Raw genomic sequence first — 25,571 nt, 5'->3', positions numbered from 1 at the left:
CGCGTGAAGTCTCCTGTGAGCGACTCGACTGCGCTGCTGACCGACCACTACGAGCTGACCATGCTGCAGGCGGCCCTGCACGCGGGCACGGCCGAGCGACGCTCGGTCTTCGAGCTCTTCGCCCGCCGTCTGCCCGAGGGCCGGCGCTACGGCGTGGTGGCCGGCGTCGGCCGCGCGCTCGACGCGTTCGAGCGCTTCCGCTTCGACGAGGAGTCGCTGGCGGTGCTGGCCGACATCGTCGACGAGCGGACGCTCGAGTGGCTGGCCGGCTTCCGGTTCTCCGGCGACATCTGGGGTTACGCCGAGGGCGAGGTCTACTTCCCCTACTCCCCCGTCCTGGTCGTCGAGTCGACCTTCGCCGAGGCGGTCCTGCTGGAGACCCTGCTGCTGTCGATCTACAACCACGACTCCGCCATCGCCGGCGCCGCCTCGCGGATGACCTGCGCCGCCGGCGAGCGGCCCTGCATCGAGATGGGCTCGCGGCGCACCCACGAGGAGGCGGCCGTCGCGGCGGCGCGCGCGGCGTACGTGGCGGGCTTCCGCAGCACCTCCAACCTCGCCGCGCGCCAGCGCTACGGCGTGCCGAGCACCGGCACCAGCGCGCACAGCTTCACGCTGCTGCACGACACCGAGCGCGACGCCTTCCGGGCCCAGGTCGACAGCTGCGGGGCCGGCACCACCCTGCTGGTCGACACCTACGACATCGCCGAGGCGGTCCGGCTCGGGATCGAGGTGGCCGGCACCGGACTCGGCGCGGTGCGCATCGACTCCGGCGACCTCGGGGTGCTCGCCCGCGACGTACGCCGCCAGCTCGACGACCTCGGCGCGCACGACACCCGGATCATCGTCACCAGCGACCTCGACGAGTATGCGATCGCCGCGCTGGCCGCCGCCCCGGTGGACGGGTACGGCGTCGGCACCCAGCTGGTCACCGGGAGCGGGCACCCCACCTCCGGCTTCGTCTACAAGCTGGTCGCACGCGAGGGCGACGACGGCGAGATGGTGCCGGTGGCCAAGAAGAGCAAGGACAAGGCGTCCCTGGGCGGGCGCAAGTCCGCGCTGCGCCGGCTCAGCGCGGCAGGCGTTGCGGAGGCCGAGGTCGTCGGCATCGGCGTGATCCCCGCCGACGACGGCGACGACCGCCCGCTGATGACTGAGCTGGTGCGCAAGGGCGAGGTCGTCGGCCGCGAGCCCCTCGAGGCCGCCCGGGCCAGGCACCAGGCGGCACGCGCCGAACTGCCGGTCCCCGCCCAGTCGATGTCGCGTGGGGAGCCGGTGATCGAGACCCTGCATGTGTGAGTGCGGGCGGCCCGCGACGTACTAAGGTCCCCCCATGGTGCGCGCCCTGATCATCGTCGACGTCCAGAACGACTTCTGCGAGGGCGGCTCGCTGCCCGTCGCCGGTGGCGCCCAGGTGGCCGCCGACATCGCCTCGCTGCTGCATCGGCGCCGCGACGGCCTGCCCGGCGTCGAGGATTACGCCTACGTCGTGGCCACCAAGGACCACCACGTCGACCCGGGCCACCACTGGTCGAGCGAGCCCGACTTCGACAGCTCCTGGCCGGTGCACTGCGAGGTCGGCACCGCGGGCGAGGCGTTCCACCCCAACTTCGACCCCGAGCCCCTCGACGCGATCTTCCGCAAGGGTGAGCACGCGGCCGCCTACTCCGGTTTCGAGGGGCGTACGGCGCAGGGGGCGCCGCTGGCGGACTGGCTGCGCGAGCGGGGCGTGCGCGACGTCGACGTGTGCGGCATCGCCACCGACCACTGCGTGCGCGCCACCGCGCTGGACGCCGCGGAGGCCGGCTTCACCACCCGGGTGCTCCTCGACCTGTGCGCGGGGGTGGCGCCCGAGACCACCGAGCGGGCGGTCGCCCGGATGCGCGAGGCCGGTGTCCTCGTTGGCTGACCTGGAGACCCGCGTCACCGACGGCGCCCTGTGGATCACCCTCAACCGGCCCGAGCAGTTCAACGCGCTGAACGACACGATGGCCGACGGCCTCGCCGAGCTCGTCGAGCAGGCGACCTCGCGCGAGGAGGTGCGGGTGGTGGTGCTGAGCGGCACCGGGGCCGCGTTCAGCGCCGGGGCCGACCTCTCCGGCGAGGACGCCCACGAGCACTTCGACGTCACCGCCCTGGACCGCGCCAACCGGATCATCCGGGCGATCGTCTCGATCGACAAGCCCGTGGTGGCGGCCGTCAACGGGGTGGCCGCCGGGGTCGGCTGCTCCGCCGCGCTGGCCTGCGACCTCGCGGTGGCGAGCGAGTCGGCGTCGTTCCTGCTCGCCTTCGCCCGGGTCGGGCTGATGCCCGACGGAGGCGCCAGCGCCACGGTCGCGGCGAGCATCGGCCGGGCCCGGGCGATGCGGATGGCGCTGCTGGCCGAGCCCCTCACCGCCCGCGAGGCCCACCAGGCGGGGCTGGTCAGCCACCTGGCCTCCGACGAGGAGTTCCCCGCGGTCGTCGACACGATCGTGCGGCGGCTGGTCGCCGGCCCGCCGCTCGCCTTCGCCGCGACCAAGCGCGCGGTCAACGCCGCCACCCTGCACCGACTCGAGAGCGCGCTGGAGAACGAGCGGCGCGGCCAGAGCCTGCTGCTGCGCACCGGCGACGTCGCCGAGGGGATGCGTGCGTTCGGCGAGAAGCGCCGGCCGGTGTTCCGCGGAGAGTGACCCCGCCCCGGCCGGCGCGTCTGCCTAGCCGGTGATCGTCACCGCAGAGGTGCCCGCGACCAGGCGCCAGTCGACCGACTCGAACAGGGCCGGGTCGATCACCTCGTTCTCGATGACCCAGTCGATGAGCAGCTGGCGGATCTCCACCTGGGCGTTGTAGAGCACCTCGGCGTCCCGCACGTGCGGGAAGTTGCCGCCCCCGGACTGGCGGTAGTTGTTCACCGCCAGCACGAACTCCTGCTCGGGTCGCACCGCCTCCCCGGCGTAGGTGAGGTTCCTGATCCGCGCCCCGGGCGCCGCGCTGATGTCGATGTCGTAGCCCAGGTCGGCGTCCAGGCCCGCGACCATGTCGTAGTTGTAGTCCGGGGTGCCGTTGGGCGCGGTGTCGGTGACGGCGTTGGTCACCTCGGCGATCGTGAAGGGGCCCGCGCCGGTGACCTGCTTGAAGTAGCGCGCCGAGAACTCCAGGTAGTCGGTCAGCTGCGCGCCGGTGATCCGGACGCCGAGCAGGGTGTTGTCAAAGACGTAGAGGCCGGCCACGTCGCGCACGGTCACGTCCCCGGCCGGGAACCGCGCGGTCCGGCTGAACGGTGCCGCGATCGACAGCACCGGAAGCGCGGCGGCGGCGCTGCCGGCCAGGGCCTTCTTCACCGCGTCGGCCTGGACGTAGTTGATGAAGTCGATGATGGCGACGTCCTCGACCATCGCCCGGCTGGCCAGCAGCTCGGTCGTGGAGGACCCGACCACCGAGTTCACGTACTCCACGACGGTGGCGTGCTGCTCGCGCACGGCCGCGGCCACCGCGGGGTGGGCGTCGACGGTGTTGGAGTTCAGGGTCTGCGCGTGCGCCGAGTCGACCCGCCAGCCGCCCTTGCGCCACTCGAGCCGGAAGTCCATCACCGCCAGCCGCATGCCCCAGTACAGCGGCTCGCACAGCAGCACCTCGCGGCCCGTCGCCTTGTTGGTGACGAAGCGCTCGCCGATCTCCTTGTGCGCGTGGCCCACCAGGATCGCGTCGACCCCGGGCACCTGCTCGGCCACCAGGCTCGCGGCGTTCTCGGGGAACGGCAGCGCGTCGCCGTACGACGAGCTGGTGTCGGCGCCGGAGTGGGCGGAGATCACCACGACGTCGCAGCCCATCCGCTTGAGCCGCGGCACGAACCGCTTGGCCTGCTCGACCAGCCCGGGGAACTCGATCCGGCCCTCCACGATGGCCTTGTCCCAGATCGCCACCCCCGGGTTGGTCAGGCCGAGCACCCCGACCTTGAGCGGGTAGCCCCAGGAGGTCTTGAACCGCTTGATCAGGTACGGCGCGAAGACCGGGCGCTTGGTGGCCGGGTCGACCGCGTTCGCGGCCAGCAGCGGGAAGTTCAGCTGCGACTCGAAGGTGCGCAGCGTGTCGATGCCGTAGTTGAACTCGTGGTTGCCCAGGGCGGCGGCGTCGTAGCCGACCAGGTTCATCGCCCGCGCCATCGGGTGGACGGCCCCCTGGGTGATGGGGTCGATCCGGGCGTAGTAGTAGGCCAGCGGGGTGCCCTGGATGGTGTCCCCGGCGTCCAGGGTGAGCAGGGGCTCGCCCCGGCGCTCCTCCTTGAGGGCCTCGACCAGCGTCGCGATCTTCGCCAGCCCGATCTGGTCCCCGGCCTGGTTGGAGAAGTCGGTGTCCTTGAAGTAGTCCCAGTTCAGGACGTTGCCGTGCAGGTCGGTGGTGCCGAGCACGGTGAGCCGGGTGCGCGGGCGGATCGTCCGGCCGCGCAGTCGCGGCCGGGCCTCGGCGCTCGCGGGCCACGCCACCATCCCGGCGGCAGCCAGCGCCGCGCCGCCGGACAGCACCGTGCGCCGCGTCGCCGGGGCGGACCCCGCCGGCTGCGGGGAGGACGAGGGGACGGACGCCGGCGGGCCGGCCTGGTGCTGCTCAGACATGGGACTCCCGAGATCGAGGGGTGAGGAGGTCTCATTACCCCCTGCTCCCCAGCGGCGGTCAAGCAGCAATCGCGCCGCAGTCGGGTCACGGATCGATAACCTCCTGCACGGCGCGGCCCCGTCTGTAGTGTCATCACACCCTGGCCCGTCGAGCGGGCCGTTCTCGGGCGCCGACGGGGGGCGATGATGCTGGGCCGATCCGCCCTTGCCCTTGGCCAACCCAATTTCCGTCGCTTCGTCGCCGCCCGCGCGGTCAACCTCGCGGGCACGACGATGGCCCCGGTCGCGCTCGCATTCGCGGTGCTGAGCATCGACGACTCCCCCAGCGCCCTCGGGGTCGTGCTCGCCGCCCACAGCATTCCGCTGGTCGCCCTGCTGCTGGCCGGCGGCGTGCTCGCCGACCGGGTCGGCCAGGCCACGGTGCTGCGGGTCAGCAACCTCCTCGCCGGGCTCAGCCAGGCGACGACGGCCACGCTGGTCATCACCGACAGCGCCCAGCTATGGCAGCTCGTCGCGCTCGCGGCGATCAACGGCACCGTCGCGGCCGCGGCCATCCCGGCGATGTCGAGCGTGGTGCCGCAGCTGGTGACGTCGTCGCTGCTGCAGGAGGCGAACGTGGTGCTGGGGATGACCCGCGCCGCGATCGCGGTCCTGGGCCCCTCGATGGCCGGCGTCCTCGTGGTCGCACTCGGTCCGGGCTGGGCGCTGGCGGTGGACGCCTCGGCCTGGCTGGTCTCCGCAGCGCTGCTCACCCGGGTCCGGCTCCCCAGTCGGGCTCCGGGTCGCCGCTCCGCCTCGGTGGGAGCCGAGCTCCGCGAGGGGTGGGCGGTGGTGCGGAGCACGAGCTGGCTGTGGGTCGTCGTGCTGGCGCTGACCGTGCTGAACGCCATCCAGAGCGGGGCCTGGTCCACCCTGGGCCCCGGCCTCGCCGGCGCCACCCTCGGCCCCCAGGGCTGGGGCCTGGCGCTCTCGGCCTTCGCTGGGGGCCTGCTCGTCACGACGCTCGCGCTGAGCCGGATCAGCCTGCGCCGGCCGCTGCGCGCGGGCATGCTCGGCTGTGCCGTCTCCGGGCTGCCCATCGTGGCGCTGGGCTCGGGCCCCGACCTCGTGACGCTGGTGGTGGCCGCCTTCCTCGGTGGCGCCGGCATCGAGCTGTTCAGCATCGGCTGGCACCTGGCGATGCAGGAGAACGTCGCCGAGGAGGTGCTCGCCCGCGCGTACTCCTTCGACGCCCTGGGCTCCTTCGCCGCCCTCCCGGTGGGCCAGCTGCTCTTCGGCCCGCTCGGGCACGCGTTCGGGGTCCGGCGGGTGATCCTGCTCGGTGGGCTCCTCTACGTCGCGATCGCGCTGCTCACCCTGGCCAGCGCCTCGGTGCGCCACCTCAGCCGACGCCCCATTTCTGTGCCAGTGCCCTGATCACCCGCTCGTTGCGCGCCGTCGCGGGCCCGAGCAGCCGCTCGACCCGTGCCGCGTCCAGCCCGCTGCCCAGGTAGGTCGCCCCGACGAGGAGGTGCACCGCCCGCCCTCGCACGACCGCGCGGTGCTCGTCGTAGCGCAGCGCCTCGAGGGCAGCGACGCCGTCGGGGTCCGGGTCGTGCTTGAGCAGGCACACGTAGTGTCCGCCGCCCTCGGGCCCCGACGCGGCCAGCTCGGCGGCGTCCGCGGCGACGGTCGCGAGCTCGTCCGGGCGCAGGACGATGGTCGGCACCTCAAACCCGCGGTCGGCCAGGAAGACCCCCTCCAGCGCCTCCTCGACCCTGGTCCGCGAGCGCATCCGGGTGCTCAGCCGGACGTTGCCGGTCTGGATGTGCGTCTCCACCGGCCCGAAGCCGGCCTCGCTCAGGCAGGCCCGGAGCTCGGCCATCGGGTACTTGCGCCGGGCACCGAGATTGATCGCCCGCAGGAACGCCAGATAGGTTGCCATCGGGTCATCGCCTCCGCCACGCGTTGATCTGGTCACTTCGCCGCGCCGCTGCGCGCCGGTTGGTCTAGGGTTATGCGCCATGACACCCCGCGCAATCACCTCCGCCTTCGCCATCACCGCACTCGCGACCGTGCTTGCGGGCTGCGCGAGCGACACCGACAAGGTCACCACCGACGCCGGCGTCGAGCTGATCAAGGACGGCAAGCTCACCGTCTGCACCCACATGCCCTACGAGCCCTTCCAGTACCAGGAGGGCGGCAAGGTGGTCGGCTTCGACGTCGACCTGATGAACCTGGTCGCCGAGGAGCTCGACCTCGAGCAGGACATCTTCGACACCCCGTTCGAGGGCATCGAGACCGGTCAGGCCATGTCGACGGGCAAGTGCGACATCGCCGCCGCCGGCATGACCATCACCGATGAGCGCTCCAAGGTGATGGACTTCGCGGACCCCTATTTCGACGCCACCCAGGCCCTGCTGGTGCCGGCCGGCTCCGACATCAAGTCCCTCGACGACCTCAAGGGCAAGTCGCTGGCGGTGCAGGTGGGCACCACCGGCCAGAAGTACGCGACCGAGAACGCCCCCGACGGCGTCGAGATCCGCGACTTCGAGGACCTGGCACTGCTCACCCAGGCGGTGAAGAACGGCCAGGTCGACGCGGGCATCAACGACAACACCGTGCTCTACGACTACGTCTCCAAGAACCCCCAGGTCGAGGTGGCCGCGGAGTTCGACACCGGCGAGCAGTACGGCTTCGCGGTGGCCAAGGACGGCAACGACGAGCTCATCGACGCCGTCAACGAGGTGCTCGCCAAGGCCAAGGACGACGGCACGTACGACAAGATCTACAAGAAGTACTTCGGCGACGCCCCGGCCAAGTGATGGCGATGAGCCCGCGCAAGCGCGCGCAGATCGTCCGGTGGATCCAGTACGCCATCCTGCTGGCGGTCCTGGGCGGCTTCGCACTGGTCGCCAACTGGGGCGAGCTGCAGCGCGCGTTCTTCGACGTCGACGTGATCCGGGAGATGTTCCCCGAGATCATCACGACGGCGCTGAAGAACACGCTGCTCTACACCGCGTGCGCGTTCGCGTTCGGGCTCGTCGTCGGCCTGCTGCTCGCGCTGATGCGGCTCTCCTCGGTGGGGCCCTACCGCTGGATCGCCACCGCGGTGATCGAACTCTTCCGCGGCGTCCCGGCGCTGGTGGTCTTCATCGCGTTCTACTACGGCATCCCGATCGCGTTCCCGGGTCGTGAGGTCCCCGGCGGCATCCTCGGCACGGTCACCGTGTCCCTCGGCCTGGTGGGCGCGGCGTACATGGCCGAGACGATCCGGGCCGGCATCCAGGCCGTGCCGAAGGGGCAGACCGAGGCGGCCCGCTCGCTGGGCATGTCGCACACCCGCTCGATGATCTCGATCGTGGTCCCGCAGGCGTTCCGGATCGTGCTGCCCCCGCTGACCAACGAGCTGATCCTGCTGACCAAGGACTCCTCGCTGGTCTACCTGCTGGGGCTGAGCACGACGACCCTGGAGCTGACCAAGTTCGGTCGCGACACGCTCAACCAGGAGAAGAGCATGACCGCCCTCCTCGCGGTCGGCGTCTGCTACCTCCTGATCACCGTCCCGTTGGCGATACTGGTGCGTCGCCTCGAAGCCCGCGCAGAGAAGGCCCGCTGATGAGTCATCCGACCACGAGCCCCATGCGCGAGGCGCACGCCGGCTCGGCGATCGACGTGATCGACCTGCACAAGTCGTTCGGTCTCAACGAGGTGCTCAAGGGCATCGACTTCCACGTCGACCAGAGCGACGTGGTGTGCGTGATCGGCCCCTCGGGCTCGGGCAAGTCCACGCTGCTGCGTTGCGTGAACCTGCTCGAGCAGCCCACCTCGGGACGGATCTTCGTCGAAGGCGTGGAGATCACCGACCCCGACGTCGATGTGGACGAGATCCGCAGCCGCATCGGCATGGTCTTCCAGTCCTTCAACCTCTTCCCGCACCTGTCGGTGCTCAGCAACCTCACCATCGCCCAGCGGCGCGTGAAGAAGCGCGGCAAGGAGGAGGCCGTCGCTATCGCCCGGCGCAACCTGGCCAAGGTCGGGCTCGCCGAGAAGGAGGACGCCTACCCGGCGCACCTCTCCGGCGGCCAGCAGCAGCGCGTCGCGATCGCTCGGGCGCTCGCGATGGACCCGGACATGATGCTCTTCGACGAGCCAACCTCGGCGCTGGACCCCGAGCTGGTCGGCGACGTGCTGGCGGTGATGAAGGACCTGGCCACCGAGGGGATGACGATGATGGTCGTCACCCACGAGATGGGCTTCGCCCGCGAGGTGGGCGACAAGCTGGTCTTCATGGACGGCGGCGTGATCCTCGAGCAGGGCGACCCCGCGGCGGTGCTGGCCGACCCCCAGCACGAGCGCACCCGGTCGTTCCTGTCCAAGGTGCTCTGAGCGCTCACAGGTTGCCGCGGGCCTCCTGCTCGCGCTCGATCGCCTCGAACAGGGCCTTGAAGTTGCCCTTGCCGAAGCCGAGCGAGCCGTGGCGCTCGATGAGCTCGTAGAAGACCGTCGGGCGGTCCCCCATCGGGCGGGTGAAGATCTGCAGCAGGTAGCCGTCCTCGTCGCGGTCGACGAGGATCCGGCGCCTGCGCAGCTCCTCGATGGGGACCCGCACCTCCCCGATCCGGGCGCGCAGCTCGGGGTCCTCGTAGTAGGAGTCGGGGGTGTCGAGGAACTCGATGCCGTTGCCGCGCAGGACGTCGACGCTGCGCAGGATGTCGTTGGTGGCCAGCGCGATGTGCTGGCACCCGGCGCCGTCGTAGAACTCCAGGTACTCGTCGATCTGCGACCTCTTCTTGGCCACGGCCGGCTCGTTGAGCGGGAACTTCACCCGGTGGTTGCCGCTGGCCACCACCTTGCTCATCAGCGCCGAGTAGTCGGTGGCGATGTCGTCGCCGATGAACTCGGCCATGTTGGTGAAGCCCATCACCCGGTTGTAGAAGGCCACCCACTCGTCCATCCGGCCGAGCTCGACGTTGCCGACGCAGTGGTCGACAGCCTGGAAGAGCCGCTTGGGGTGGCCCTCGCGGCGCTCCACCCGGGTACCGGCCGCGACGTAGCCGGGCAGGTACGGCCCCGAGTAGGCGGACCGGTCGACGAGCGTGTGCCGAGTCTCGCCGTACGTCGCGATCGCGGCCAGCCGGACCGTGCCGTGCTCGTCGGACTCCTCGTGCGGCTCGACGAGCACCGTCGCCCCGTGGGCCCGGGCATGGGCGATGCAGCGATCCACGTCGGGCACCTCGAGGGCGAGGTCGACGACGCCGTCGCCGTGCCGGCGGTGGTGGTCGAGCAGCGCGCTGTCGGGGGTGACGCCGCCGGTGAAGACGAAACGGGCCGAGCCCGAGCGCAGCACGTAGCTCTTGGAGTCCCGCACCCCGGTCTCCGGCCCGCGGTAGGCCTCGAGCTCCATGCCCAGCGCGAGCTGGTAGAAGGTGGCGCTCTGGGTCGCGTTGCCCACCACGAACCCGATCGCGTCCAGGGCGGAGACCGGGAACGGGTCCTGCGCCGGGTCGTGTTCGACCAGGCCCACCAGCTCGCGCAGCTGCTCGAGGGTGAGCCCGGCGCGCAGCTCGTCCGCGGTCAGCTCGTGGTGCTCGGGCCGGTCCTGGCCGGGGCCGGTGTGCCGTGTCGTGGTCATGCGCGCCACCCTGACCGCGCCGCGCAGGCTGCGCAACAGTGCGTGCGAAGAGTGGGCAGTCTGTCCAGCCAGCGCCGGTTTCACTGCGCATCGGGTTGTCACCGTGCCCCGCCGGCACGAGGATGCCTGCATGGACGACCTCGACCACCGGCTGCTGGTGCTGCTCTGCGACGAGCCGCGGATCCCGATCCTCGAGGCGGCCCGGCGCCTCGGCGTCGCCCGCGGCACGGCGCAGGCCCGGCTGGACAAGCTCGTCGCCCGAGGCGTGGTGACCAGCTGGGGGCCGCAGCTGTCCACCGAGGCGCTCGGCTTCCCGGTCAGCGCGTTCCTCACCCTGGAGATCCGCCAGGACCCCACCCGCGAGGGCGGCCACGACCGGGTCACCGCGCACCTGGCCCGCATCCCGGAGGTGCTGGAGGCGCACACGATCACCGGGGCGGGCGACCTGTGGTGCCGGGTCGTGGCGCGTTCGAACGCGGACCTGCAGCGCGTCATCGACCTCGTGCTCTCCGACGCGGCGATCACCCGCGGCTCCACCGTGATCGCCCTCGCCACCCAGATCCCGCACCGGGTGCTGCCGCTGGCCGCCGCCAGCCTGGGGCCCGCGGCGCCCTAGCCGAGCCGGCGGGCGACCTCGGCGGCGGCCGCCACGACACGCGCGGAGACCTGCGACTCCTCCAGGTCGCCCATGGTGACGATCCCGACGCTCGCCTCGAGTCCCGGCACGCCCGGCAGCGGCGCCGCCAGCCCGCGCGCACCGGGCTGCAGCTCGCCGTAGGTCACCACGTGGCCGGCTCCGTCGGCCTCCCGGCCGGCCAGGATGGCCCGGCCGGCGGCCCCGAGGGTGAGCGGGTGCCGGGCACCCACCCGGTAGGCGACGTGGAAGTCGGTCCACGACGGCTCCACGACCGCGAGCGCGAGCGCCTCCTCACCGTCGGCGACGCTGAGGTGGGCGGTGCAGCCGATCTCCTCGGCCAGCGCGCGCAGCACGGGCGTGGCCAGGTCGCGCAGCACGGGCTGGACGGCCGAGGCCAGGGTCAGCACGCCGAGCCCGACGTAGAGCCGGCCGTGGCCGTCGCGGCGGACCAGGGCGTGCTGCTCGAGGGTGCTGACCAGCCGGTAGACGACCGTGCGGTTCACCCCGAGCCGGCCCGCGAGCTGGGTGACGGTGAGTCCTCCCGGGGTCCCGGCCAGCACCGCCAACACCTGCAGCCCCCGGTCCAGCGTCTGGGAGGTCTCCGCCACCATGCGCCGAGTGTAGGGCGCGGGCGGTAGGACGCCCGGGGGAAGCGGGCTCAGGAGCTCTTGCGCAGCGCCCACTCCCGGATCCGGTCGATGCGCGCGTGCAGCTGCTCCGCGGTGGCGATCGCGGCCGCCGGTCCCCCGCACTCCTTGCGCAGCGCGGCGTGGGTGACGCCGTGCGGCTGGCTGGTGCGGTGGTACCAGGCGGCGACCAGGCCGTTGAGCTCGCGGCGCAGCACCGCCAGCTGCTCGTGGGTCGACACCTCGCTCACCGTGTCGGCCGCGGACGGCGCGGGCGCGCTCTCCTTCTGCATGCGGGCCCGGTCGCTCTGTCGGGTCTGCAGCAGCTCGCGGACCTGGTCGGGCTCGAGCAGCCCGGGGATGCCCAGGAAGTCCATCTCCTCGTCGGAGCCGACGTGCACCTCCCCGGCGTGGCCGAACTCGCCGCCGTCGTAGAGGACCCGGTCGAACGTGGCCTGGGAGCCGATCGCCTCGTAGGCGAACTCCAGCTCGGAGGAGGCCGACTCGCTGGCGTTGGCCTGCGCGAGCAGGTCGTCCTCGGCGGCGAAGATGTCGCCGTCCTCGCTGACCTTGCGCTGTAGGACGTGGTCGCGCTCGACCTCCATCTCCGAGGCGTGCCCGAGCAGCGACGGGACGGAGGGCAGGAACACCGAGGCCGTCTCCCCGCGCCGCCGGGCGCGGACGAAGCGGCCGACCGCCTGGGCGAAGAACAGCGGCGTCGAGATCGTCGTCGCGTACACGCCCACCGCGAGGCGCGGCACGTCGACGCCCTCGGAGACCATCCGGACCGCGACCATCCACCGGTCGTCGCTCTCGGTGAACGCGGCGATCTTCTTCGACCCGGTCTTCTCGTCCGAGAGCACCACCGTCGGTGCCTGGCCGGTGATCTGGCGCAGCAGCTTGGCGTAGGCGCGGGCGGAGTCCTGGTCGGAGGCGATGACCAGCCCACCGGCATCGGGCACGTGGCGCCGTACCTCCGAGAGCCGCTTGTCGGCGGCCTCGAGCACCGACGGCATCCACGAGCCCTGCGGGTCCAGCGCGGTGCGCAGCGCCTGCTGCACCAGGTCCTTGGTCATCGGCTCGCCGAGCCGGGCGGCCACCTCGTCGCCGGCGCTGGTGCGCCACTGCATCTCGCCGGAGTAGGCCATGAACAGCACCGGGCGCACCACGTGGTCGGCCAGCGCGTGGGCGTAGCCGTAGGTGAAGTCCGCCCGGGACCGGGGCACCCCGTCGGGACCGGGCTCGTAGGTGACGAACGGGATCGGGTTGATGTCGGAGCGGAACGGCGTGCCGGTCAGCGCGAGACGGCGCGCCGCCGGCTCGAACGCCTCGCGCACCCCCTCGCCCCAGGAGAGCGCGTCACCGGCGTGGTGCACCTCGTCGAGGATGACCAGCGTCTTGTAGTTCTCGGTGCGGATGCGCATGGCCAGCGGGTTGACCGCCACCCCGGCGTAGGTCACCGCGATGCCCACGTAGTCCTTGGAGGTCCGGCCCTTGCCGGCGGCGTACGTCGGGTCGATCGGGATCCCGGCCCGGGCGGCCGCCTGGGCCCACTGGGTCTTGAGGTGCTCGGTGGGAGCGACGATCGTGATCCGGTCGATGACCCGTCGACTCAGCAGCTCCGCGGCCACGGTGAGCGCGAAGGTGGTCTTGCCTGCCCCCGGGGTCGCCACGGTGAGGAAGTCGCGCGGCGACTCCTCGAAGTACTTCGCCATCGCCGCCGACTGCCAGGCGCGCAGCGAGGGCGCGGTCCCCCACGCCGCACGCTCGGGGTAGGCCGGGGAGAGAGCCGGGGCAGGGACGGCGTCAGGCCGCCCCGTCACGCGTCCGGGCCCGAGCCGTCGCCGTCCTGCATGGACTCCCAGATCTCCTTGCACTCCGGGCACACCGGGTACTTCTCGGGAGCCCGGCTGGGGACCCACACCTTCCCGCACAGCGCGATCACCGGCGAGCCCATCACCATCGCCTCGGTCAGCTTGTCCTTGGGCACGTAGTGGGAGAAGCGCTCGTGGTCACCCGCGTCGGTCGGGACCGTGCGCCGGTCCTCGAGGACGTCGGTGTCGCCTGAAGAGAATCCGAAGGTGCTCACGACAGAGCAGTCTAGGTCAGTTCAGCTCGGGATCCACCGGCCGTGTGGAGTGCCAGGCCAGCTCGCCGGGCTGACGGCGCAGCACGTCGCGCCACAGGTCGCCGGTGTCGGTGCGGAACGCGTCGTCGGGATCACCCGGGACGACGTACCAGCTGCCCTCCTCCACCTCCGCGCGCAGCTGGTCCATCCCCCACCCGGCGTACCCCGCGAAGATCCGCAGGTCCGAGAGGCTCCCGTCGATCAGCTCCACGGGGGCGTCCAGGTCGATCATCCCGAGCGTGTCGAAGACCTCACGGAAGCCCACCGGAGCGTCCTCGGCGTCGCGCAGCCGCCCCACCGCCAGCGCCCCGTCGGTGCCGACCGGGCCCCCGCGGAAGAGCACCTCCGGCTCGATGACCACGTCGCTCCACCCCTCGAGCACGTCGGCGACCAGGACCGGCGTGGGCCGGTTGAGGACGACGCCGAGGGCGCCGTCGGGGCCCACGTCGAGCAGCAGCACGACGGTGTCGGCGAAGTTGGGGTCGATCAGGGCCGGGGTCGCCACCAGCAGCGTGCCCGCACGCAACTCGTCCATGCCTCCATCATGACGCGACCGCGAAGAATCATGACGCGACCGCGAAGAATCATGACGCGACCGCGAAGAATAGCGACGCCCCCGGCGATGATGCGCCCCGCCCGACCTGAGGCGCCGGGCCCGGGCCCGCCCTAGACTGCGCGGATGAGCAAGCCCTCGGCACCGAAGCTGCTGGGCACCAAGGGCACCGCGGCCCCGGGTGCCAGCCGGCGCGCCCAGTACTCCGCCTCGACCAAGCGGGCGCTGGTCGAGGTGGCCGAGGAGCTCTTCACCGAGCAGGGCTACGCCGGCACGTCGCTGGACGCGATCGTGTCCGGCGCGCAGGTCACCAAGGGCGCGCTCTACCACCACTTCAGCGGCAAGCAGGCGCTCTTCGAGGCCGTCTTCGAGAAGGTCGAGACGGAGTCGTCGAAGACGATCCAGCGGGCCCTGCGCGGCGAGAGCGACCCGTGGGAGAAGTCGCTGGCCGGCCTGCGCGCGTTCCTCGCCGTGGTGCGTCAGCCCACCTACCGCAGGATCGTGATCCAGGAGGGCCCCTCGGTCCTCGGTTACGAGCGCTTCCGCGAGCAGGAGGAGCGCTCCACCTTCGCCAACGTCGTCGACATCGTCCGCGCCGTGCTCAGCGCGGGCACCTGGGACCTCGACGAGGAGATGCTGCAGACCTTCGCCAGGATCTTCTTCGGGGCGATGTCCTCGGCCGGCGAGTCGGTCTCCACCAGCGAGGACCCGCACGCGGCCAGCGCGCGCGTGGAGACCGCCATCGGCTTCATCCTGGCGGGACTGCGCGCGCTGGTCGACTCCGGGGTGGAGCTCCCCCGCACCGACCCGGAGGCCTGAGCCTCACTTGAAGGTGACGTCGCCCCCGGTGGCCGGCACCAGCTCGATCCAGGTGTGCCCGGCCGGCACGGTGAGCTCGCCGGCCTTGGTGCGCAGCTTGAGCGCGCCGTCGAGGCCGGACTTGCTCCAGGTGCCGCGCACGGCACGCCCGCCGTGGAACAGCAGGGCCTCGCCCTTGCCCGAGAAGATCGTCTCGGGGACCGGGTTGCCGGCCATGTCCTTGTAGCCGGCGTCGCCGACCTTGACCCGGAGCACCAGCACGTTGTCGGCCGCGAAGTCGTCGCCGTCGGCGGCCAGCGAGCTCTCGTTGGTGTAGCCGCCCTTGGCGAACGACCAGTTCGTGGTGTGCCCACCGGAGAAGGAGGCCGACACGGTCTTGGCGGGCTGCCCCTTGGGGAAGTCCGCCTCCTCGCCCCAGGCCAGGTAGTCGTCGGGACGCGCCTCGTCGGCGTCGATGGCCTTGGCCACCGAGCCCAGGTCCGCGAAGACGTTGTACGGCGCGGAGCGGGCCGAGTCGCGGCTGATCCCGCGCGCGCCCTCCTCGAAGAAGGGGATGCCGGCCTTCTTCACCCGGGCGATCGTGACGCCGGCGGCACCGCTGGTGACCACCGAGCCGTCGACCGGGGAGACGATCCCGATGTCGCTGGCGCGCATCGAGCGGACCGGGCCCACCTTGTCGGGGAGCTTGGAGTAGAAGAAAGCGGCCAGCCGGGTGCTCCCGCCCTCGACCAGCTGCTCGACCACGAGGTCCGCGGAGCCGAGGCCGAGCTGCGGGCTGCCCGAGGAGGTGTTGTCGATCTTGACGACCATCACCGGGTGGTCGCGCGTGGCCCCCTTGTCGCCCTTCGCGTCGAGCCCGGTCAGCGGCCAGACCGCGTTGAGGCTGGCCCCCTCCGAGACGTCCTGGCCCTTCGGCGGGCCGGACGAGTCGTCACCGCCGCCGCAGCCGGCGAGCATCGTGGTGGCGGCGACCAAAGCGACGACGGAGAGACGGACACGGTGCACGGGAAGCTCCTGCAGGATCGAGCGGGGAAGGGTTCTGAGCAAGTGTGCGGGCGCGCCGCCCGTCGGCCAGGGAGGCGCGCCCGCGGTGACGGGCGCGCTCAGCCGAGCTTGGCGCCGCCGTCCACGTAGAGCGTCTGGCCGGTGATGTAGGAGGCCTCGTCGCTGCACAGGAACGCGGCGGCGGCCGCGATGTCCTCGGGGAACCCGACCCGCTTGACGGGGTTGGCCTCCGCGTTGAGCTTGCGGAACTCCTCCACGTCCATCTTCAGCCGGGCGGCGGTGGCGTCGGTCATCTCGGTGGCGATGAAGCCGGGGGCGATGGCGTTGGCGTTGATCCCGAAGGGGCCGAGCTCGATGCCGAGCGTGCGGGTGAAGCCCTGGACGCCCATCTTGGCGGCGGAGTAGTTGGCCTGGCCCCGGTTGCCCAGCGCGGAGACGCTGGAGAGGTTGAGGATCTTGCCGTACTTCTGCGCCACGAAGTGCTTCTGGGCCGCCTTGGTCATCAGGAACGCACCCTTGAGGTGGACGTTCATCACGATGTCCCAGTCGTCCTCGGACATCTTGAACAGCAGGTTGTCGCGGGTGACGCCGGCGTTGTTGACGAGGATGTGGATGCCGCCGAGCTCCTCGACCACGCGGGCGATCGCGGCGTCGACCGAGGCGGCGTCGGCGACGTCGCAGCCGATCCCGATCGCCTTGGTGGCGCCGAGACGGCCGGCGGCCTCGGCGGCGGCTGCCTCGTCGAGGTCGATGATGGCGACCGAGGCGCCCTCGTCCGCGAAACGCTGGGCGGTGCCGAAGCCGATGCCGCGCGCGGCTCCGGTGATGACTGCGACGCGACCGTCAAAACGACCCATGTGACTACACTCCTCGACGCTGGTGGGGTGGACCGATCGTCACTCTAGAGCCGCCCGCAGTCGTGCGGCGTACTCCCCCCGTTCCTCGGGCGAGGCGTAGCCGTGGCGAGGCCAGAAGAACCCGCGCAGCCCGTCGCCCTTGGTGCGCGGCACGACGTGCAGGTGCAGGTGCGGCACGGACTGGCTCACGGTGTTGTTGACGGCCATGAACGAGCCCTGCGCGCCCAGCCCCTCGACCATCGCGGTGGCCAGTCGCTGCCCGGCGGCCAGGAACGGGTCGCGCAGCGGCGCGGGCAGCTCGGGCAGCGTCTCGACGTGGGCGCGCGGCACCAGCAGCGTGTGGCCCTTGAAGACCGGGCGCTGGTCCAGGAAGGCCACCAACTCGTCGGTCTCCAGCACCTTCTCGGCCGGGCTCTCCCCCTCCGCGACGGCGCAGAACACGCAGCTCATCAGTGGCACACCCCGGCGCACCGCGGCGCGCGCAGGACCCGGCCGCTGGCGGTGATCGCGTCGAAGTGGTGGCTGTCGCCGGTGCCGTAGGTCCAGCGCAGCCCGTGCCGGTCCAGCAGCCGGACCACCTGGTGGCTGCGCGAGCGCCAGGCCACCCGGGCGTGGCTGCGGCTGTGCCACCAGGTGTTGGGCACCAGGCCGGTGCGCGAGCGGTAGGGGTTCTCCCACGGGTTGATGTCCACCGAGCGTCCGTAGGAGTGCGGCGAGCGGACCCCGGGCTTGTTGACGACGTCGCGGCAGTTGAACGCCGAGCTGTTGCCGGCCGCCATCGAGGCGTAGTCGTTGCCGCCGCGCAGCTTGCGCGAGTAGCCGAAGCGGTCCACGCGGTACATCGAGCGGATCGGCAGCTTGGCGTCGTACATCGCGCGCAGCGCCCGGGCGACGCGCTCGGCGGCCGAGGCGGCCACGATCATCTCGCCGCGGCGCCGGTAGCCCTCGTAGTCCCAGTAGTTCACCCGCAGGTGGCGCAGCCCGGCGCGCCCGACCGGGCAGCCGCGGCGCCAGGAGACCCCGCGCATCTGCCTCCACACCTTGGTGGAGATGGTGCTCACCGTGGGGTTGGCGCCGACGCCGACGGCGTGCGGCTGCTTGGGCAGCTTGCGGCGCGGCTTGGGTGCCTTGGCCGGCAGCGTGACCGGGACGCCGGGGGCCACGTTGTCGATGGCGAGGACCCCGCTGGTGTCGCCACTGACCCAGTCCAGCCCGTCGGCGACGGCGCGCCACCGGCTGTCGCTGCGCGGGGTGACCGAGACGGTGGCCTGGCCCTGGGCGTCGGTGCGCACCTGCGTGTGCGCGCGCCACGTCCCGCCCGCCCGGGTCTGGACCCGCACCGGGCCGCTGACCGGCTCGCCGTTGCCGCTGACCCAGCGCAGCCGCAGGACGGCCGAGCGCTCGTCGACGACCCGGCCCGGGCCGGACAGGGTCAGGGTGCTCCCCCGCTTCACGAGCGCGACCTGGACCGGTGCGGACGTCGAGGGCGCGTACGTCGCGTCCCCGGCGTAGCGGACCCGGAAGACGTTGTCCGCGACGACGCGCGACATCGTCGCGTGGGCCGTGGCGCGCCCCTCGGCGTCGGTGACCGCGTCGCTGGCCACCGGTTCCCAGACGCCGCCCACCCGCCGCTCCACGCTCAGCGGAGCCCGGCCGATCGGCCGCCCGTCGGTGCCGGTCAGGCGCAGGCTCAGCGTGCTCGCAGCGCCGGCCGCGGCGGCGGTCCCGCTCAGCGACGCCGTGGTCGCCTCGGGCATCGCCGCGTGGGCGGTCAGGGGGGTCAGGGGCAGCAGGGCGAGCAGCAGCAGGCTCCACAGAGCAGGGCGGAGCCGGGGGCGCGATGACATGGTTCTCCCGAGAGCAGGGGCAGGTGCCGGGTCATTGTGCCGGTCCAGACCACCGGCTGCCAGCGCGGGCGGCTCAGTACGGGGTGGTGCGGGCGATCGCCAGTGCCCGCCTCATCACGAACGGGTCCGCCTGCATGTGCAGCCACGGCCGGCCGAACCACAGGTAGCCGTCGACGTGCGTCAGCGCCTGTGCGCGCTCGGTGGCGCTCAGCCCCCACCGCGGGTTGGCCACGTCGGTGGTCGGCGGGATGCCGAGCGTCACGCAGTGGGTCTGCGTCCTGGTCCGGCAGGTGTCGGCGTTGTCGGGGTGCGAGCCGACCGCGTCGCCGAACAGGAAGGGCCGCCCGTTCTGGGCGGTGTTGATCACGAAGTGCTTGCCCGGGACCCCACGCCTGGCCAGCTCGGCGACCAGCCGGGTGCCGAAGGCGATGTCGCTGGCGGTGGAGACGTAGTGGGTGGAGTTCAGCGCGAAGCCACGCACGTGCTGGATGCCGGCGGGCATCAGGATCCGGGCGGCCTCGGCCGGGTCGTCCTTGGGCCAGTCGGAGGCGCCGGCGTCGATGTAGACGCTGGTGTGCGGCAGCGCCGCCAGCTTCCTGGCCGCGTAGCCGATCAGCCGCGAGGGCAGCCGGGAGCCGCGCGGGGCGCACAGCGCGAACGGGCCGTCCGGCTGCAGGATGATCGCCGCGTGGGTCTCGCCGACGGCGGCCGCGAAGCGGTTGATCCAACGCCGGTAGCTTTTCTGCTGGGCAGCGCTCGGGAGCCGCTTGCAGGCGGCGTGCTCCCACGGCACCATCCGGAAGATGGTCATCTGGACCATCACCTCGGGGTCTCCCCCGGTGGAGTTGGCGATGTAGTCGCGCACCTTCGCGCCGATCTGGGCATCGGGGATCCAGGCGCCGAACCACTTGGCCTTGGGGCGCAGTGCGATCTTGGCGAGCAGCTGCTTGCGCTTCCCGGTCGCCTTCACGTAGGGCCGCCACGCCTGGTCCGCGTTGCCCTGGTAGACGCCCCACGGGCGACCGGCCAGCGGGTTGTCGACGGCCTGCGCACGCGTCGCGGCCGGAGCCTCGCCGCGGGGTGCGGACGAGGACGCCGGCGCGCCGGTCATGGCGCACGCCAGGACGAGCCCGGCGACCAGGGTGAGCAGCGCGGCGCGCGGGCGCGACGTCGTACGGCGGCGAGGCAGGGGCATGCTCTCGACGGTAGGCGACGGCGCTGCGCCCGCGCAGCCTTCCGACTCAGACGCTGGACGCGCGCCGGGCCTCGTCCTCGTCCACCTTGGCCGCCAGGTCGACCGTGCGCCGGGCGTTGGCCAGCGAGGTGGCCACCACGGTGCCCAGCGGACCGCTGCGGTCGAAGACGGCAGCCGCGCCGACCGCGATCCCGGCACGCTCCACGCGGTCCAGCGCCGAGAGCCCGATCTCCACGCCGACCGGCTCGCGCACCAGCGTCAGCGTGATGTCGGTGTTGATGTACTCCACTCCCCTGGTCCCCCAGTTGCTGACCAGGTTGATCCCGTCCGCGCAAGCCGCGACGGCCTGGAACGGCGTGACCGCCTCGGAGTCCACCACCGCCAGTGCGGTGGTCCACGACTGCTTGTGCGAGGCGTTCTGGTGGGTGCGGAAGTCCTGCGACCAGCCGGCGTCACTGTGCAGGAACGGGACCCGAGGCTCCTCGGAGGGCGGTACCACGTCGGCGGGCGGGGCCAGCGGCCGCTCGGCCGGGGTCCAGACCTCGCCCGCGGCGCTCTCGGTGGGCTTGAGGAACAGCGCGCTGGCCCGCGCGGCCGGACGCCCGCCCTGGGTGAGGACGGCGTCGATCAGGCACAGTCGCGGCCCCTCGCGGACCACCTCGGCGGTGACCAGGCACGGCGCGGTGGTGACGGCGCGGAACAGGTCGGCGGTGTAGCGCGCCGGCTGGAGGTCGGCCCTGCCGGTCTGACCCAGGCACCGCTCGGCCGCCCGGGCGAGGGCTCCGCTGACGGCTACGCCGTGGACGTGGTCGGCGCCCCAGCCGCTGAGCGCGACCTCGGTGGGCACCAGGGCGTCGCCGTCGAGGCGGAAGTAGGTGAGATCCATGGGCGCATCCTGCCCGATCCGGGCACAACGGTCCGCGCAGAGGGGACCTTGTGCCGCGGGCGGGGCGCGCGGACCCGGGAGATCGTGGCGTTATGACGATCACGGGGGCCCCCATGCTGGCTGCGCTGGCGCTCGGCCTGAGCCTGACGCTCACCGGCTGCGCCGGTGAGAGCGACGAGCCGACGGCCGCGGCACCGGACCGCGCCGAGCAGGTGCTGGCCGAGCACGACCTGGCGGGGATGGACACCGCCGAGGTGATCGACCACCTCGACCGGCTCGGCGGCGACGACCGGCCCACCGACCTGATCGCCTCGGTGCGTCCCGACGAGCTGGTGCTCACCTCGGGTGACGACGAGGTGTCCCTGGCGGTCGCCGACGACCGCTTCTACCTGTCGGTGGCGCCGTACGTCGACGAGACCCACGAGTGCTTCAACCACTCGCTGACGACCTGCCAGGGCGAGCTGTCGGAGGCCGAGATCGAGGTCGAGATCGTCGATGCGGACGGGAAGGTGCTGGTGGCCGAGACGCGGACCACGTTCGCCAACGGGTTCACCGGCTTCTGGCTGCCCCGCGACATCGAGGCGACGCTGCGGGTCAGCTACGACGGGCGCAGCGGCGAGGCCGACGTGGCCACCGGGCCGGACGACCCCACCTGCCTGACCACGCTGCAGCTCGCCTGAGCGCCCGGGGAGACCGGGCGCCCAGGCGAGGGCGTCAGCTGCGGCGCCTGATCTCGCGCTCGGTGTCCGCGCGATCCAGCTCGCTCTCCAGCTCGCGCTCGAGCTCCATCGCCAGCTCTCGCTCCAGCTCGAGCTCCAGGTCGTCGCTCTCCGAGGACTTCTTCGGGCGCTCGGGGCGGTAGCGCGGGCCCATCGGAGCCGGCGCCAGGGCCTTCGCACGGTTCAGCCACGGGTCGACCACCGCGAAGTTGAGCAGCAGGGCGACCGCGCCCCAGATCCCGATCACCAGCAGGTTGCCCTCGACGCCGACGCCGTCGAAGTAGACCAGCGAGCGGGCGATGTCCACGGCCGCGGGCAGCGGCAGGACGTCGGCGAGGGGACGGAACATCTCCGGGACCATGTAGAGCGACAGGCCACCGCCGGAGGCGGGCACACCGGCCAGCATGACCACGATCATCACCGGCACCAGGGCGCCGAGCCCGAGGACCCGGATCAGCACGGCGCTGGCCCAGGCGACCGAGAAGACGGTGATCGACCCGAAGGCGATCATCTCGAGCGCGTAGCCGTTGACCGCGCCGATCAGCACGTCGTAGAGGAACCACAGCCACACCGAGATGCCCACCGACCAACCGGCGACCAGCGGGAGCAGCTGACGGGTGCGGGTCAGGTCGGGCGCTCCGCCGCGCATCACCGCGAAGAAGAGGAAGCCGGCCATGATCCAGCCCATCCCGACGTACATGCTGTTGGCGCCACCGGCGTCGTCGTCGGTGAGCGGGGCGATGTCGTCGCTGGCCAGCTCGACTCCGCTGCCGGCCGCGACCGAAGAGAACATCTGGGTGACGGCCGACTGCTGGCTGGCGCCGGCGCCGCCGGCCGTGATCAGCGTGGCGGGTGCGTCGGCGACGGTGGGCAGCACGTACGCCGCCACCAGCTCCTGGCTGCGGATCAGCTCCTCGGCCTCCTCGGCGGACTCCACCACCCGCAGGTCCAGGTACGCGCCGAGGTCCGGCTCGAGACCGGCCACGACCTGGTCGGCCTGGGCGGGCTGACCCACCACGGCGACCGGCATGTCGTGGACCTCGGGCTGGTGCATCGACAGGCTCATCACCGTCACCACGGTGACCACGATGCTGAGCGGGAAGAGCGCGACGGCGATCAGCCGGGTGCGGTAGCGCCGCACCGGACCACCGGACAGCGCCGGGAGCGGCGCGTCGGGCTCGGTGTAGAGCGGCCCGCCGACCACCAGGTGGCCGGAGCGACGCTCCTTGAGCACCGACAGGCCCACACCGACGACGAGCCAGAGGACCAGGGTCAGCAGGTGCCCGCCGAAGCCGGCACCGTCGAAGTAGATCGCCGAGCGCAGCGCCTCACCGGCGGCCGGGAGCGGCAGGACGCCGTTCAGCCACTGGATGAACTCCGGCATCGTGTGCACCGAGAGCGCGAGGTTGGAGGACGGGACGCCGAAGACGACCAGGAGCAGCATGCCCAGCAGCACCGCGAACGGGCCGAGCACCTTGGTGAACAGCAGCTGGACGTTCGCGACCGCGACCGTGGCCAGCGTGCCGACCCCCAGGAACAGCGGGAAGTGCCCGTCGACGGCGCCGACGATCGGGTCCAGGATCAACCAGATCAGCGAGCTGGTCAGCACACCCCAGCCGATCGAGAGCGGCAGGAAGCGGCGGACCCGGAGCAGGTTCGGGGTGCCCATCAGCAGGCCGCTGAGCGGCACGTAGCCGGCGAGCATCATGCCCATCGCGGCGAACAGCACCATGGTCCCGGATCCGTCGCCCTCGGGCAGCGGCTCGATGTCGACGGTGTCGACACCCCAGGACTCGGCGACGGCGGCCGAGGTCAGCGTCTGGTCGACGAGCGTGGCCTGCGACGCGCCGCCGGCCATCGCCCGCAGGACCTTGGCCTTGGCGCCACGCTCGGCCGGGACGGTGATCGCTCCCGCGATCTCCTGCTCACCGATGAGCTCCTCGGCGTCGGACGCGTCGTCGAGCAGGCGCACCTCGAGTCCGCCGTCGGAGCCCGACTCGAGCTTGTCGGCGAATCGCTCAGCGGCGGCGCCCTGACCCACGACGGCGACCGGCAGGTCGCGCGGGTGCGGGTCGTGCATGGTCCCCATGTAGGTCGCGTACATCATGGTGATGATCAGGAACGGCATCACGAAGAGCGCGATCAGCCGACCCTTGCGCTCGGCGGAGCTCTCCGGCGGCGGTGGCGGATACTTCGCGTCGGCCGGACCTGACTGGTCCGGGGTGGCGTCGGTGTTCGTGGGCAAGGTCGGTCTCCTCGTGCGGCGCCCCGTGCAGGGGTCGCGGCAGGTGTATCGGCAGAGCTCGGTCGGGCGGAATGTGCAATACTAAGCCACGTGGCTTAAAACGCCGAAATGACATCCTCGGGATGAGACGACGCACCGATCGAGAGGAACCCCATGCCGCGTCCGGACGCCCGGCAGCCCCTCCTGGATGCCGCCGAGCGGCTCTTCGCCGAGCACGGCATCGCCACCGTCTCGGACCGTCAGGTGGCCGAGGCCGCGGGCAACAGCAACCACTCCGCCGTCCGGTACTACTTCGGCGGGCGTCCCGGGTTGATCCAGGCGCTCCTCGAGCGGCACTACGCGTCGGTGGAGGCGAACCAGGCGCAGATGTTCGAGTGCTCCGAGTCCCTGCTCGGGGACGTCCGGGCGCTGGTCATCCCGCTCACCGACGCGTTCGCCGAGCTCCCGACCCCGTCGTGGCGCGCGCGGTTCCTGCGCCAGGCACTGACCGACCCGTCGACCGCGGACCTGATGCGCCACCGCGTGGGCGGGCAGTACGTGACCTCGACACGCATCGTCGCCTCGGCCGCGGACCGGCTCGCGGACCTTGACCGGTCGGTGATCGAGTCACGGGCCAGGCTCATGGCGCACCTCGTCTCCACCGCCTGCGCCGAGATCGAGGAGCGCGCGGAGCGCTCCGGCGAGCCCGCCCGCTGGAGCGAGGCCGGCGCGTTCCTGTGCGACGCGATCGCCGGGCTCCTCCAGGCCCCGATCAGCAGCTAGCGCCGCTCAGCCGCCCTCGCGACCGTCGGTCGCTCGAACAGCTGGAGTACCCCCGCCACCGCGAAACACGCGGACCCGACGAAGGTCCCCCAGTTCGCCAACCCCGGATCCAGGTCGGTGGAGGTGGAAGGGAGTGTGAACGAGGCGACCCCGGCCACGAAGAAGATGATCGACCCGAGCTGGTTAACCGCGACGATCCACCAGCCGAGGTCGTTGACGACCCGCCAGATCCGACCGTGTCCCACCTCCACGAGGGCGAGGTGGCCCGAGACCAGGAAGCAGACACAACCGACCATGTCGGGCAACCAGATCCCGCCGTCCCTCTGACGTGGAGTGAGGCCCGAGGCGAAAGCCGCGACGAGGCTGGCACCGAAGAGCAGGGTGCCGACGAACAGCACGGCCGCGCTGAGCCAGCCGATCTGTCGCGCCTCGACGGTGAACCAGCGCCATCGGGGCGAGGAAAGCGAGCCGCGCTCGTCGATCTCGGTGGGCGTGTTGGAGGCCTGCAGCAGCGACACGTAGCCGCCCACACTGAAGAGCACTCCCCCGACGAGATAGACCGCGTCGACGTCCCACACGGTCCCGCTGCCCAGCTGCGCCAGTAGCGCACCGATCGCGAAGAGTGCCCCACCGAGCGCGAAGGACGTGGCGGCCACCCGGTTGGCCCGATCCAGCAGGCGTGCAGTCGTCGGATCCGCCTCCACGAAGCCGGCGCTCCTACCCGTAGCGTCGAGCAACTCCATCCGGCCACGACGCCGGGCCGATCGCGACGCCCAGCGGGCCATGGTGCCGTCGGGAGCACTCCAGGTGACCCGGGTCGTGAAGCCGCCGGACCGCTCGACCTGGTTCAGCGCCCAGCGCCCGGGGTGCGCACGTGGGGCATCCGGTGGTGGTGCGGGCTGCTCCGCCATGGCATCGACTCTAGGGCGAGACGCGGCGAATGCGTAGCGAAGTAAATGCACGTAGAGGCCATCACTGACCCGTGGGTCTGTGATGGCCTCTACGTTGAAGTGTTGTCCGGCGGCGTCCTACTCTCCCACAACCTCTCGATTGCAGTACCATCGGCGCTGTGAGGCTTAACTT

At 71.9% G+C, this 25,571-nt stretch carries 26 protein-coding genes and 1 rRNA gene; 11 read left to right on the top strand and 16 right to left on the bottom strand.

Translation table 11 applies throughout. The features are described from left to right. Positions 1-3: 3 nt before the first annotated feature. The 3 genes from AC6EI4_RS12120 to AC6EI4_RS12110 are packed head-to-tail and all read left to right on the top strand — an operon-like array spanning position 4 to position 2,672. Positions 4-1,299, top strand: a complete 1,296-nt coding sequence (locus tag AC6EI4_RS12120; protein ID WP_498451623.1) for a nicotinate phosphoribosyltransferase — start codon at positions 4-6, stop codon at positions 1,297-1,299. A 34-nt stretch (positions 1,300-1,333) separates the two neighbouring features. Then, the gene (locus tag AC6EI4_RS12115) at positions 1,334-1,909 is read left to right on the top strand and encodes a nicotinamidase (protein WP_498451622.1); all 576 of its coding nucleotides are present in this window, start codon (positions 1,334-1,336) and stop codon (positions 1,907-1,909) included. After that, entirely contained in the window at positions 1,893-2,672 is a 780-nt protein-coding gene (locus tag AC6EI4_RS12110; RefSeq protein WP_498451621.1) for an enoyl-CoA hydratase-related protein, read from the top strand. The genes AC6EI4_RS12115 and AC6EI4_RS12110 overlap by 17 nt, the downstream gene beginning before the upstream one ends. Before the next feature lie 24 nt (positions 2,673-2,696). Here AC6EI4_RS12110 and AC6EI4_RS12105 read toward each other — a convergent pair whose 3' ends face one another. Further along, a complete protein-coding gene (locus AC6EI4_RS12105) occupies positions 2,697-4,595 on the bottom strand; it encodes a bifunctional metallophosphatase/5'-nucleotidase (protein WP_498451620.1) in 1,899 nt (632 codons plus the stop codon). Positions 4,596-4,781: 186 nt separating this feature from the next. On the opposite strand from AC6EI4_RS12105, the gene AC6EI4_RS12100 reads away from it, so the two are divergent. Further along, a complete protein-coding gene (locus AC6EI4_RS12100; protein WP_498451619.1) occupies positions 4,782-6,011 on the top strand; it encodes an MFS transporter in 1,230 nt (409 codons plus the stop codon). Here the strand turns inward: AC6EI4_RS12100 and AC6EI4_RS12095 are convergent. Further along, positions 5,977-6,519, bottom strand: a complete 543-nt coding sequence (locus AC6EI4_RS12095) for a DUF1697 domain-containing protein (RefSeq protein ID WP_498451618.1) — start codon at positions 6,517-6,519, stop codon at positions 5,977-5,979. The genes AC6EI4_RS12100 and AC6EI4_RS12095 overlap by 35 nt on opposite strands. Positions 6,520-6,598: 79 nt before the next feature. Between AC6EI4_RS12095 and AC6EI4_RS12090 the strand changes: the two genes are divergently transcribed. The 3 genes from AC6EI4_RS12090 to AC6EI4_RS12080 are packed head-to-tail and all read left to right on the top strand — an operon-like array spanning position 6,599 to position 8,963. After that, positions 6,599-7,399 carry a basic amino acid ABC transporter substrate-binding protein gene (locus tag AC6EI4_RS12090; protein ID WP_498424339.1) on the top strand — a complete coding sequence of 267 codons (801 nt, stop codon included), beginning with the start codon at positions 6,599-6,601 and terminating at the stop codon, positions 7,397-7,399. A gap of 5 nt (positions 7,400-7,404) precedes the next feature. Further along, on the top strand, positions 7,405-8,193 hold the full coding sequence (locus tag AC6EI4_RS12085; protein WP_498424340.1) for an amino acid ABC transporter permease: 789 nt from the start codon (positions 7,405-7,407) through the stop codon (positions 8,191-8,193). After that, positions 8,193-8,963 carry an amino acid ABC transporter ATP-binding protein gene (locus tag AC6EI4_RS12080; protein WP_498424341.1) on the top strand — a complete coding sequence of 257 codons (771 nt, stop codon included), beginning with the start codon at positions 8,193-8,195 and terminating at the stop codon, positions 8,961-8,963. Before AC6EI4_RS12085 ends, AC6EI4_RS12080 begins: the two co-directional genes overlap by 1 nt. Before the next feature lie 4 nt (positions 8,964-8,967). On the opposite strand, the gene hppD is transcribed toward AC6EI4_RS12080, so the two are convergent. Then, on the bottom strand, positions 8,968-10,209 hold the full coding sequence (gene hppD, locus AC6EI4_RS12075; RefSeq protein ID WP_498451617.1) for a 4-hydroxyphenylpyruvate dioxygenase: 1,242 nt from the start codon (positions 10,207-10,209) through the stop codon (positions 8,968-8,970). A gap of 130 nt (positions 10,210-10,339) precedes the next feature. Between hppD and AC6EI4_RS12070 the strand changes: the two genes are divergently transcribed. Continuing rightward, positions 10,340-10,825, top strand: coding sequence for an Lrp/AsnC family transcriptional regulator (locus AC6EI4_RS12070; RefSeq protein WP_498451616.1), 486 nt, complete (start codon positions 10,340-10,342; stop codon positions 10,823-10,825). On the opposite strand, the gene AC6EI4_RS12065 is transcribed toward AC6EI4_RS12070, so the two are convergent. Genes AC6EI4_RS12065 through AC6EI4_RS12050 form a run of 4 tightly spaced genes read right to left on the bottom strand, consistent with a single transcriptional unit; the run spans position 10,822 to position 14,135 of the window. Next, positions 10,822-11,457, bottom strand: coding sequence for an IclR family transcriptional regulator (locus tag AC6EI4_RS12065; protein WP_498451615.1), 636 nt, complete (start codon positions 11,455-11,457; stop codon positions 10,822-10,824). The genes AC6EI4_RS12070 and AC6EI4_RS12065 overlap by 4 nt on opposite strands. Before the next feature lie 47 nt (positions 11,458-11,504). Next, positions 11,505-13,295, bottom strand: a complete 1,791-nt coding sequence (locus AC6EI4_RS12060; protein ID WP_498451614.1) for a DEAD/DEAH box helicase — start codon at positions 13,293-13,295, stop codon at positions 11,505-11,507. Then, positions 13,292-13,561 (bottom strand): DUF3039 domain-containing protein, encoded by a 270-nt coding sequence (locus AC6EI4_RS12055; protein ID WP_498424350.1) that lies wholly within the window; start codon positions 13,559-13,561, stop codon positions 13,292-13,294. The genes AC6EI4_RS12060 and AC6EI4_RS12055 overlap by 4 nt, the downstream gene beginning before the upstream one ends. A gap of 16 nt (positions 13,562-13,577) precedes the next feature. Then, positions 13,578-14,135, bottom strand: a complete 558-nt coding sequence (locus tag AC6EI4_RS12050) for a YqgE/AlgH family protein (protein ID WP_498451613.1) — start codon at positions 14,133-14,135, stop codon at positions 13,578-13,580. A gap of 144 nt (positions 14,136-14,279) precedes the next feature. On the opposite strand from AC6EI4_RS12050, the gene AC6EI4_RS12045 reads away from it, so the two are divergent. Then, positions 14,280-14,972: a TetR/AcrR family transcriptional regulator gene (locus AC6EI4_RS12045; RefSeq protein ID WP_498451612.1), complete on the top strand. Its 693-nt coding sequence runs from the start codon at positions 14,280-14,282 to the stop codon at positions 14,970-14,972. 3 nt (positions 14,973-14,975) lie between these two features. On the opposite strand, the gene AC6EI4_RS12040 is transcribed toward AC6EI4_RS12045, so the two are convergent. The 6 genes from AC6EI4_RS12040 to AC6EI4_RS12015 form a co-directional block, all read right to left on the bottom strand. Further along, positions 14,976-15,977 (bottom strand): DUF3048 domain-containing protein, encoded by a 1,002-nt coding sequence (locus AC6EI4_RS12040; protein WP_498451611.1) that lies wholly within the window; start codon positions 15,975-15,977, stop codon positions 14,976-14,978. Between the two features lie 98 nt (positions 15,978-16,075). Next, complete coding sequence (locus AC6EI4_RS12035; protein ID WP_498424355.1) at positions 16,076-16,834, bottom strand: SDR family NAD(P)-dependent oxidoreductase; 759 nt, start codon at positions 16,832-16,834, stop codon at positions 16,076-16,078. Between the two features lie 39 nt (positions 16,835-16,873). Then, positions 16,874-17,284 carry an HIT family protein gene (locus AC6EI4_RS12030; protein ID WP_498451610.1) on the bottom strand — a complete coding sequence of 137 codons (411 nt, stop codon included), beginning with the start codon at positions 17,282-17,284 and terminating at the stop codon, positions 16,874-16,876. Next, positions 17,284-18,681, bottom strand: coding sequence for a M15 family metallopeptidase (locus AC6EI4_RS12025; RefSeq protein ID WP_498451609.1), 1,398 nt, complete (start codon positions 18,679-18,681; stop codon positions 17,284-17,286). The genes AC6EI4_RS12030 and AC6EI4_RS12025 overlap by 1 nt, the downstream gene beginning before the upstream one ends. 73 nt (positions 18,682-18,754) lie before the next feature. Further along, a complete protein-coding gene (locus AC6EI4_RS12020) occupies positions 18,755-19,876 on the bottom strand; it encodes a glycoside hydrolase family 6 protein (RefSeq protein ID WP_498451608.1) in 1,122 nt (373 codons plus the stop codon). Positions 19,877-19,922: 46 nt separating this feature from the next. Beyond that, positions 19,923-20,762: an acyl-CoA thioesterase domain-containing protein gene (locus AC6EI4_RS12015; protein WP_498451607.1), complete on the bottom strand. Its 840-nt coding sequence runs from the start codon at positions 20,760-20,762 to the stop codon at positions 19,923-19,925. Positions 20,763-20,854: 92 nt separating this feature from the next. Between AC6EI4_RS12015 and AC6EI4_RS12010 the strand changes: the two genes are divergently transcribed. After that, positions 20,855-21,442 carry a CueP family metal-binding protein gene (locus tag AC6EI4_RS12010; RefSeq protein WP_498451606.1) on the top strand — a complete coding sequence of 196 codons (588 nt, stop codon included), beginning with the start codon at positions 20,855-20,857 and terminating at the stop codon, positions 21,440-21,442. A gap of 34 nt (positions 21,443-21,476) precedes the next feature. Here the strand turns inward: AC6EI4_RS12010 and AC6EI4_RS12005 are convergent, their stop codons facing one another. Next, complete coding sequence (locus AC6EI4_RS12005; RefSeq protein WP_498451605.1) at positions 21,477-23,726, bottom strand: hypothetical protein; 2,250 nt, start codon at positions 23,724-23,726, stop codon at positions 21,477-21,479. A 153-nt stretch (positions 23,727-23,879) separates the two neighbouring features. On the opposite strand from AC6EI4_RS12005, the gene AC6EI4_RS12000 reads away from it, so the two are divergent. Beyond that, entirely contained in the window at positions 23,880-24,488 is a 609-nt protein-coding gene (locus AC6EI4_RS12000; protein ID WP_498424365.1) for a TetR/AcrR family transcriptional regulator, read from the top strand. On the opposite strand, the gene AC6EI4_RS11995 is transcribed toward AC6EI4_RS12000, so the two are convergent. Both AC6EI4_RS11995 and rrf read right to left on the bottom strand, forming a co-directional pair. Beyond that, positions 24,485-25,399, bottom strand: coding sequence for a hypothetical protein (locus tag AC6EI4_RS11995; protein ID WP_498451604.1), 915 nt, complete (start codon positions 25,397-25,399; stop codon positions 24,485-24,487). The two genes, AC6EI4_RS12000 and AC6EI4_RS11995, sit on opposite strands and share 4 nt — an antisense overlap. A gap of 104 nt (positions 25,400-25,503) precedes the next feature. Then, positions 25,504-25,571: ribosomal RNA gene (rrf, locus tag AC6EI4_RS11990) — 5S ribosomal RNA — on the bottom strand; the annotation flags it as partial.

The organism is Nocardioides sp. Z43_10, assembly GCF_059766615.1.
This window is presented reverse-complemented; position numbering and strand designations above follow the sequence as displayed.